The sequence below is a fragment of the uncultured Coprobacter sp. genome, from assembly GCF_947855755.1.
In the GTDB taxonomy this organism is placed as follows: Bacteria; Bacteroidota; Bacteroidia; order Bacteroidales; family Coprobacteraceae; genus Coprobacter.
Map to the genome: position 1 here is coordinate 258,782 of NZ_CANUAR010000002.1, position 9,133 is coordinate 267,914.

8 protein-coding genes and 1 tRNA gene are annotated in these 9,133 nt (G+C 36.2%); 6 read left to right on the plus strand and 3 right to left on the minus strand.

Features of this window, described 5'->3' with window-relative positions:
- Nucleotides 1-16: 16 nt before the first annotated feature.
- The 4 genes from Q0093_RS02715 (at nt 17) to Q0093_RS02730 (ending at nt 3,928) form a co-directional block, all read left to right on the plus strand.
- Complete coding sequence (locus Q0093_RS02715; protein WP_009319351.1) at nt 17-778, plus strand: thiamine pyrophosphate-dependent enzyme; 762 nt, start codon at nt 17-19, stop codon at nt 776-778.
- A gap of 19 nt (nt 779-797) precedes the next feature.
- Nucleotides 798-1,340 (plus strand): 2-oxoacid:acceptor oxidoreductase family protein, encoded by a 543-nt coding sequence (locus tag Q0093_RS02720; protein WP_022390002.1) that lies wholly within the window; start codon nt 798-800, stop codon nt 1,338-1,340.
- Between the two features lie 192 nt (nt 1,341-1,532).
- Nucleotides 1,533-2,756: a hypothetical protein gene (locus Q0093_RS02725; RefSeq protein WP_294177031.1), complete on the plus strand. Its 1,224-nt coding sequence runs from the start codon at nt 1,533-1,535 to the stop codon at nt 2,754-2,756.
- Between the two features lie 170 nt (nt 2,757-2,926).
- A complete protein-coding gene (locus tag Q0093_RS02730) occupies nt 2,927-3,928 on the plus strand; it encodes a malate dehydrogenase (RefSeq protein WP_294177032.1) in 1,002 nt (333 codons plus the stop codon).
- Between the two features lie 79 nt (nt 3,929-4,007).
- Here the strand turns inward: Q0093_RS02730 and Q0093_RS02735 are convergent, their stop codons facing one another.
- Together Q0093_RS02735 and Q0093_RS02740 are read right to left on the minus strand one after the other, a co-directional pair.
- The gene (locus tag Q0093_RS02735; RefSeq protein WP_297928349.1) at nt 4,008-4,679 is read right to left on the minus strand and encodes an energy transducer TonB; all 672 of its coding nucleotides are present in this window, start codon (nt 4,677-4,679) and stop codon (nt 4,008-4,010) included.
- A gap of 125 nt (nt 4,680-4,804) precedes the next feature.
- Nucleotides 4,805-6,547, minus strand: a complete 1,743-nt coding sequence (locus Q0093_RS02740) for a hypothetical protein (RefSeq protein ID WP_297928350.1) — start codon at nt 6,545-6,547, stop codon at nt 4,805-4,807.
- Between the two features lie 593 nt (nt 6,548-7,140).
- Between Q0093_RS02740 and Q0093_RS02745 the strand changes: the two genes are divergently transcribed.
- Nucleotides 7,141-7,596 carry a DUF2867 domain-containing protein gene (locus Q0093_RS02745; RefSeq protein ID WP_297928351.1) on the plus strand — a complete coding sequence of 152 codons (456 nt, stop codon included), beginning with the start codon at nt 7,141-7,143 and terminating at the stop codon, nt 7,594-7,596.
- A gap of 235 nt (nt 7,597-7,831) precedes the next feature.
- Nucleotides 7,832-8,275, plus strand: a complete 444-nt coding sequence (locus Q0093_RS02750; protein ID WP_294177035.1) for a PH domain-containing protein — start codon at nt 7,832-7,834, stop codon at nt 8,273-8,275.
- A 453-nt stretch (nt 8,276-8,728) separates the two neighbouring features.
- On the opposite strand, the gene Q0093_RS02755 is transcribed toward Q0093_RS02750, so the two are convergent.
- Nucleotides 8,729-8,813, minus strand: a tRNA-Ser gene (locus Q0093_RS02755).
- Between the last annotated feature and the right edge of the window lie 320 nt (nt 8,814-9,133).

Here is a 9,133-nt window from a genome sequence, read left to right on the forward strand (position 1 = left end):
TTAAAAACTCAAGATTATGGATGTAAACGAAATCATAAAACCCGAAAACCTCGTATATGACAAACCGAGGCTGATGAACGATAATCCCATGCACTATTGTCCGGGATGCAGCCACGGAGTTGTCCACAAACTTGTTGCCGAAGTTATCGATGAAATGGGAATGGAAGAACAAGCTATCGGTATCGCTCCGGTAGGTTGTGCAGTATTTGCCTACAATTATATCGACATCGACTGGCTCGAAGCGGCACACGGACGTGCACCGGCGATAGCAACCGCCGTAAAACGCTTGAATCCGTCAAAAATGGTATTTACATATCAAGGTGACGGAGATTTAGCCGCTATCGGTACGGCAGAAACTATTCATGCTTGTAATCGAGGGGAAAACATCGTTATCATATTCATTAATAACGCAATCTACGGTATGACCGGCGGACAGATGGCGCCTACGACATTAGAAGGAATGGTAACGGCAACTTGCCCTTACGGAAGAAATGTAGAATTGAACGGTTATCCGCTAAAAATATCAAATCTCGTAGCACAATTAGACGGGACATGTTATGTTACACGTCAAAGTGTACACACGGCTGCTGCCGTAAAAAAAGCGAAGAAAGCATTACGTCAAGCTTTTGAGAACTCTATGGCACGCAAAGGTACTTCATTGGTCGAATTTGTTTCGACTTGTAACTCCGGATGGAAAATGACTCCGGATCAAGCAAATAAATGGATGGAACAGAACATGTTTGCCAAATATCCATTAGGAGATTTGAAAAATGAATAATTTGTAAAAACCGATCACAATGAAAGAAGAAATAATTATAGCCGGTTTCGGCGGGCAAGGTGTCCTTTCAATGGGTAAGATTTTGGCTTATTCGGGTCTCATGGAAGACAAAGAAGTAAGCTGGATGCCCTCTTATGGACCGGAACAACGTGGCGGAACAGCCAATGTAACTGTTATTCTAAGTGATGAACGTATCAGTTCTCCCGTATTGAATACTTTTGATGTCGCTATTATTCTGAATCAGCCTTCTTTAGAAAAATTCGAAAATAAAGTAAAACCGGGAGGTGTATTGATATATGACGGTTACGGAATCCACCATGCCCCTACCCGAAAAGATATTGATATATATCGTATTGACGCTATGGACACAGCAATTGAAATGGAAAATTCTAAAGCGTTCAATATGATCGTACTTGGGGGATTACTGAAAGTAAAACCGATGGTATCCCTCGAAAATGTACTGAAAGGTTTAAAAAAATCTTTACCCGAACGGCATCATAAGTTGATTCCAATGAATGAACAAGCTATTTTGAAAGGCATGGAAATTATCCGGAAAGTATAAAATCTATACCATACAAACCGGACAAGGCGACTGCTTTATAAAGCGGTCGTCTTTTTTTCATCCAATACTGTTGAAAATAAAACCTACTAATATTGTCACACTCTCAAATACATTAAAAAACAAAGTCATTATGTTTGTTTTATGTTAAATGATTCCTATTTTTGCATTATCACTATTCTAAACACACACATAATGAAAACGCTCAAATTATTTTTTTTCTGTGTTCTTTGCGCTATAACGGCACAAGCGAACAATTACAAAAGTATCCGAGACTTCAACGTATTGCCGACTAACACTCCGGAAGTAAACAAACAAAATCTCCAAAAAGCAATAGATTGGGCGGCTCAATCGGGAGCAGCTTTATTCGTCGATCCGTCAGAGACCCCCTATCCCGTAAACGGAGGAATAATTCTAAAAAAGAATGTTTCTCTGATCGGAGTGCACGGCCCTACGGGAAGAGGAACTAAGCATCCCTCAAAAAATCATCCCGTAGGTTCGGTATTCAGCATTACCGATAAAGACAACCCTTTCATTTCCGTGCAATCGGCAACTCAAATACGAGGTATCCAATTCTGGTATCCGGAACAAACTCACACAAAAGCCGATGAAATCATAAAATATAAACCGACTATCCAAATGAGCTCCGATCAAAGAGCTCACGGCGTTACTCTGTCTTGCCTCACATTTTACGGAGAATATACTGCCATGGACTTTACTGCAACCCGAAAAAACACAAGTGAACTAGTGCTTATCGAACATTGCTACGGTTATCCATTAAGCGGACAATTTATCCGAATCGATTATTGTTATGACATTCCCCGAATTTTACACTGTCATGTAAATCCGGCAAACATGAGGGAATTCGGCCGTTCATTCAAACGGGAAATTATCGATGCCGTAATTGCAAACCAAACCTACGCTTTTTATATAGACCATACAGATAATGCACAGTTGATGGATGTTTTTACATTCGGGACATACGGTGGGATATATTTAGGAGCTGAATCATACGGACAATTAACAAATTTCAATCTCGACTGCGTCACAATAGGTATCTACAAGAACGGATCGGGCACAAAAAACCGAAACTGGCAAATTGCTCAAGGATCGATTATCGCTAATGCCGGAAAATCAATAGAAGAGATACATCCCATCGTCATTGAAGGACAAGGACACACGGCAATATCGAATGTAGAAGCTTTTTCGGGGTTAAACGGAGCTCTCACTGCAATCGGCCAATCTTATGACTATCTGCTCGTAAAAGGGGATAAACAGCTAACAATATCCATGTTTGGCTGTCGTATGCGAAACTATACATCTAAAAAACCGATCACAGTACAAAACAAACAGGCAAAAATTCAAGCAGTAGCTTGCATAGATAAAAACGAAGAGTTATACAATAAGATCATCAAATAAATTTCCAATTATATTATTTATCTTTATATATCGGACCTTTCAAGGTATTTCTCATAACTATCGGTTATAATATTTAAAATTTGAATAAACGGACATTTTCAGAAACCAATTATTGCGTATCTTTGTTAATACAATTACGGATTTATTTCTAACATAAAATATTCAAGGTTATGAATTACCTAACAGACAAGAAACTGACAATCGTAGGAGCTGCCGGAATGATCGGCTCAAACATGGCTCAAACGGCGTTAATGATGAAACTGACCCCGAACATTTGTCTCTATGATCCTTATGCGCCGGCTCTCGAAGGTGTTGCCGAAGAAATGCTTCAATGCGGTTTTGAAGGTGCAAATATCACATTTACCAGTAATATAAAAGATGCTCTTACTGGAGCTGAATATGTAGTTTCTTCCGGTGGTGCTGCCCGTAAAGCCGGAATGACTCGCGAAGATCTACTAAAAGGTAATGCAGAAATAGCAGCCCAATTCGGAAAAGATCTGCGCAACTATTGTCCGAATGTGAAACATGTTGTTGTCGTATTTAATCCTGCAGATATTACAGGTCTGATAACTTTACTTTATTCAGGGTTAAAACCTTCACAAGTTTCGACTTTAGCGGCTCTTGACAGTACCCGTTTACAAAATGAATTGGTAAAATATTTTAAGATTCCGGCTTCCGAAATAAAAAATTGTCGAACTTACGGCGGACATGGAGAACAAATGGCTGTATTCGCTTCAACAACCACGATAAAAGGCAGTGCCCTGTCTTCTTTAATAGGTACTGAACAATTGCCAGAAGCTGAGTGGAAAGAAATTAAACAAAAGGTTATACAAGGCGGTAAAAATATTATTGATTTAAGAGGACGTTCCTCATTCCAAAGTCCCGCCTACCTGTCTATCGAGATGATCGCTGCAGCTATGGGAGGAGCTCCTTTCCGTTGGCCGGCCGGAGTATATGTCCATTCTGGTAAATTCAACCATATCATGATGGCAATGGAAACTGCTATTACAAAAGACGGCATATCTTATAAAGAGGTAAAAGGTAATGCCTCTGAAGAGAAAGAACTCGAAAGCAGCTATGAACACTTATGTAAACTGCGGGATGAAGTTATCGCGATGGGTATAATTCCACCTATCAGTGAATGGAACAAACTTAACTCCAATATAAATTGAGAAAAAGCAGGGAAAATCCCTGCTTTTTTATAACTCCATTCCCCCATTTTTCTAAATAATCCGCAAACAAATTCTTTGATTACCGAATTATTATCCCCCTAAAATCGATATTGATCATACGAGTATAATCAGAAGGTATTCCCGCCTTCTTTCCCGGAATCCACTTCGGCATTTCACTTACCAAACGTATAGCTTCTTTAGCCAATTCAGGTGCTGTACTCTTTTTCACTTTTATATCTGATAACGTACCATCGGACTTCACAACAAATGTCACTTGTACAGACCCGCTTTGTATTCCTTTATCTAATAAAGCAAACGGATATTTCTTGTTCTTCTCAATAAAATTGAGCATAGCCGTTTTACTTCCGGGAAATTCAGGTAATCGCTCACTTTCCAATCTCTTCCCATCTGGTCCGATAATACCTTTAATATCTATTCCGGGTTTCAATCGCACAAAGATAAACCCTGTATTTTTCCCGTATTTATCAAACAATTTTTTCAACTGAGGATTTTTATCTGCATCCTTAATCACATCGATAGAAACAATGTCTTCAAGTATCTGCATATCTTCAAAATCTTCAGAATCGACATAAGTATCATTCACAAAATAAACCGGCTGTCTTTTACTCACCTCTGCAACAGAATCTTCCGGTACATACAATGATGCGGACATCATCGGTAATGATATAAAAAATATAACAAATAACAGAGCAACTTTTGCATAAACAGAAAATAATTCCTCTTTTTCCATAAATTCATCGTATTTATTTCAAAACAAATGCTAAATGCGAAAGATAATAAAAAATACATATATTTAAAATACTTCCTATAATATAATGATTTCTTATTAATTATCAGAAGTAGAATTAAAAATAATCATTCATATAGCATTCTTTTTATCTTATCTCTATACCATAATGCCATCCGAGCATCGTTCAGCCAATTATATTGACCGATCGGATATGATCCCCTCATCTGCGTCATTTCATCAGCCGTCAACGTAATTCTTTCCAATGCTGAAAGAATATCCTCTTTCAACATTTTAGGATGCAACTTTTTATCTCTCGTATATATTCTTATTCCATAGTATGCCGTGCACACAGCTTCATGCAAAGTAGCTGTAAGATAGGTACGATAAAAAAGCTGTTGCAATTCGTTATATACAACAGAATCTAATATAGATTTCGTTTTTTCTATTTCTGACAATGCTTCGGCAGCAAGCCTGACTCCATATCGCTTTTCCGTTACTATATATCGGTAATATAAACTATCCATCTTTTCATCGACATTTATCCATCGTTTCTCAAAAATGCCTTTTACTTCGACAAATGACGGAGAAAACCATGACTTGAATTGTACCGGAGCTATGTGATTTATAATATCTTTCCAATAATGGAAAGTTCTATTTACATCATGTTCTACCCGAACGACCGGAGGATCTATCCATCGACCCGATACATGCCGGCTATAACCCCATTTATTATTTTCATAGTTCAATGAAGAGTGATCTGTAAGATTTGTCCCTAATGTATAAAAAACAGACGTCACTATATCGAATGCTTTCTGAAAAGCTTTCTTTACCGGCAACAAAGCAGCCTTACCATATTCCGACTCTATAAATTCATCATATACCCGATCTACGGAAATTTTCGGATCTTCCGTCATTCGTTTCAAGGCGTACAACTGGATAGCATTAGCAGTATTTACAATACTCGTATTCCCATATCGATCGGTACGGGCTACATATCCGGTTACATTAGGACAATGTATATAGCTATTCCATCTTTTCATCACATGTTCAGGCCATGTATTCGCCACCACTCCTTGTCCGCTGTATTCATTACCTAAATCAAATTCTACAATGACAGGCCGATTCATCTTTTGTATATAATGGTTATCCGGATGAGTCAGAAAAAAGTCATGAGGGGTCTCTTTCATCATTAAAGTCACCTCATCATACTTCAAATACTCTATACAGCCTATCGTACCTTTATATTCTTCTTCGGAATAGGCAAATGTACGGATATACAATTTCTTTTTTCTTTCACCAATAAGCACATCGGAAATGGCATTCACTACTGCCGCCAACTTCTCTTCCGGAGATTTCATTTTTTTGGAGAACTGTTTCTCTGCATAAGCTCCGGTTTCGATAAAAGTCAGGACAAGCCCGTCTGCCTCCGAAACTCGATCAAGCATCTGACGATAATCGTCTTTCAACCACTCCCAAAGTTCAGGATTATCTAAATCTATCGTTCCCCCGGTACCGGTTCTGAAACGTTCAGGATAATAATCTATATCATACAAACTATGATCCCATAGTAAAACCTCGTTTATCCCCTCCGAATGAGCCATATTTACAAGCTCATTGACTTGTGCGCACACTTTTTCATTTTTTATTTCCCTCAAATCATGGATAATCTCATGAGATAACTGAAGCTGATTTATGTCATACTCTTTCGCTGCTTTTATCGTTCGGACAGCAGCACTCATGTCATCTGATAAAATAATCCATCCCCGAATATTTTTATTATCAAACCGATCGGGAAAAGTATTTCCTAAAGTCCCATAGAAAGGACACAATAAAAAAACACCAAGCAATACAAGGCTAAACTGTCTCATTGAACTTATTTTTTATTTTTATGGCATTATCGATGATAAACTTTCATTTCTTTTTCTTCGTAAGGTATAAGATAGGCCGTTATCCAAACTTCCGGTTTCAAATCCTATTTACCAGATTTCTGATGTAAAGACATGGGGACGGAACGTCTAAAACGGTTTCTGAAACCTCTGGCTCTTCGGTCTTGATCCATATCTATTCAAAGATATTTATGTACAAGAATAAATGTACGACGGGCTCTAAGGAAGTTACAGATAAACAATATACATAATACACATGTGAATATTTTTATAAATAAAAATTTTTCATACCCATCTTTCCGGATACCGACTTTTATGTTGCAAGGTACAATGCGCATGTTAAAAAAACAGAACAAGATATATTAATATGGAGTTAAAAAAAGATTAAAAAGAAATTTCAATTATTTATAGTATTAATTCCTTTGTAAAGTCTGACTTTATTTTCTACACCCTTTCCTAAAAGAAAAATATAATAAAAAACTCACATAAAATATAATCACAAAAATTTTACTACTATATTTATCTTTGATATTACACAATTTACTGTAAACCAAACAAGAAACTAAAATTTATATATGATGCAACTGATAACAAAATATCTCCCTGCGGATTATACCGACAGTTTTCAAAAAGCTATCAGCAGCGAGTCCTCAATACAAGTCAACGACTTATTTAAACTAATGTTTATCGAATATCCCAAATGGGGATTATGGCTGCTTAAAATAAGAGATTTAATAGTTAAACCGTTAGGACTTAAAACAAACGAAACTTTTATAGATCTAATAATTGAAGAAAATGATGAAGAAATTATTTTGGGAACAGAAGACAAACACCTAACCTTCTATATATCTATATATTGTCCGAAAAATTATAACAAACAACAAAACGTAAGTTTGACAACAATAGTCAAATACAATAATTTATTAGGGAAAATATATTTCTATGTTATCTGGATATTTCACAGAATTGTAGTAAAATATCTCTTTAAACGAGCAATAAGACTTTGGTATAAACAAAAAAGGGTATTATAAAATAACTATATAATGAACCAGATAATAAAAAAGTCTGTGATTAAAACTATTCATATTCCGATGGCGCTGGAGACTGCCTAAAAGGAAAATTTACAATATGAGAAACTGGAAAAATGGTTTTATTTTAGAATTTAAGTTTTAGTCTAAAAAAATAGAAAATTTATTTTATACCGCTCGGATTAATATGTACTTTTGTCCCCTGACAATAAAACTATGTAATTAATTTACAAAGACTATGAGCTATATTCAAAACAACCTACAAGCTGGTGAAGAAATAAAATATAAGGCAAATATTCACTGGTATATATTCGTATATCCGATAATACTATTATTACTGGGAGCTTTCTTTTCATGTGCACAGACAAGTATCATTTATTATATCGGCTTACTTTTGTTATTGTTAGGACTATTCCATTTGACAAAAAGAATTCTCCTAAAGGTAGGAGCAGAATATGTTGTCACAAATAAAAAGGTAATTCTAAAATCAGGTATTCTAAGCCGGGACGCCCTCGAATTGATTTTAAGTAAATGTGAGGGAGTACGCATTAATCAAAGTATTATGGGACGCATTTTAGGTTTTGGTTCTATTATCGTAACTACGGGCGGAGCAACAAATAAATTTAACTTTATTGCCAATCCCATAAAATTCAGAAACGAAATCAATGCGCAAATTCAATAATTAAAGAAAGCATTTAGGTAACAAAAAAGGGCTTATAAAAACCTTTCGTCTGTAAAACTGTAATAACTTTCTTTTGTTAGAATGATATGACCTAACAGGTTGTAAATAACCATACAGGCATCTTTTATTTTTAGGTTATTTGCTTATCTGGTGTTTGAACGTAGGTTGCCCGATGGGTGGCTACGTAAGAAGATAATGGAGACATTCACATCTATAAACGGTCTGACTATGTAAAATATCTCTATGCATGGCAACACCCTGCTCTAAAAATGCGAGAAGTGGAGTCAATGCATGTCGAATATTTTCAGAAAACTTACCACAGTTTGTGGATATTATGAACTTTGTCTTTTAAAGGCGAAAAGATATATTTTAAGGCAGACACAAAGCGATAAAAAAAATTTCCACAAATTCAATAATTTACAGGAATTATCTGCTTGCTGTCGATTAATTCAGCGGAGAGAGGGGGATTCGAACCCCCGGTACCCGAAGGTACAACGGTTTTCGAGACCGCCACAATCGACCACTCTGCCATCTCTCCAATGCAATAATTTTAAAGATAAAAAGCAAAATGTTTTTATCCGCTGCAAATGTAGATAATTTTTTGATGAGCAAAAAATATTTTACTTTTTTGTTCGTATAAAAAAGAAGATATATTACTTATAAATAAAATTGTTTGACTATATAATTGATTTATAAACTTTATTTGGGGGAAAATTTTGGAGACCGGAGTTTATGGCAATAAAAAAGCTACAAATCATTGATTTATAGCTTTTTGTCCGTTTACTGACCATTTCTGTCCAGTAAGTTCAGCGGAGAGGGAGGGATTCGAACCCCCGGTACCTTGCAGTACAACGGTTT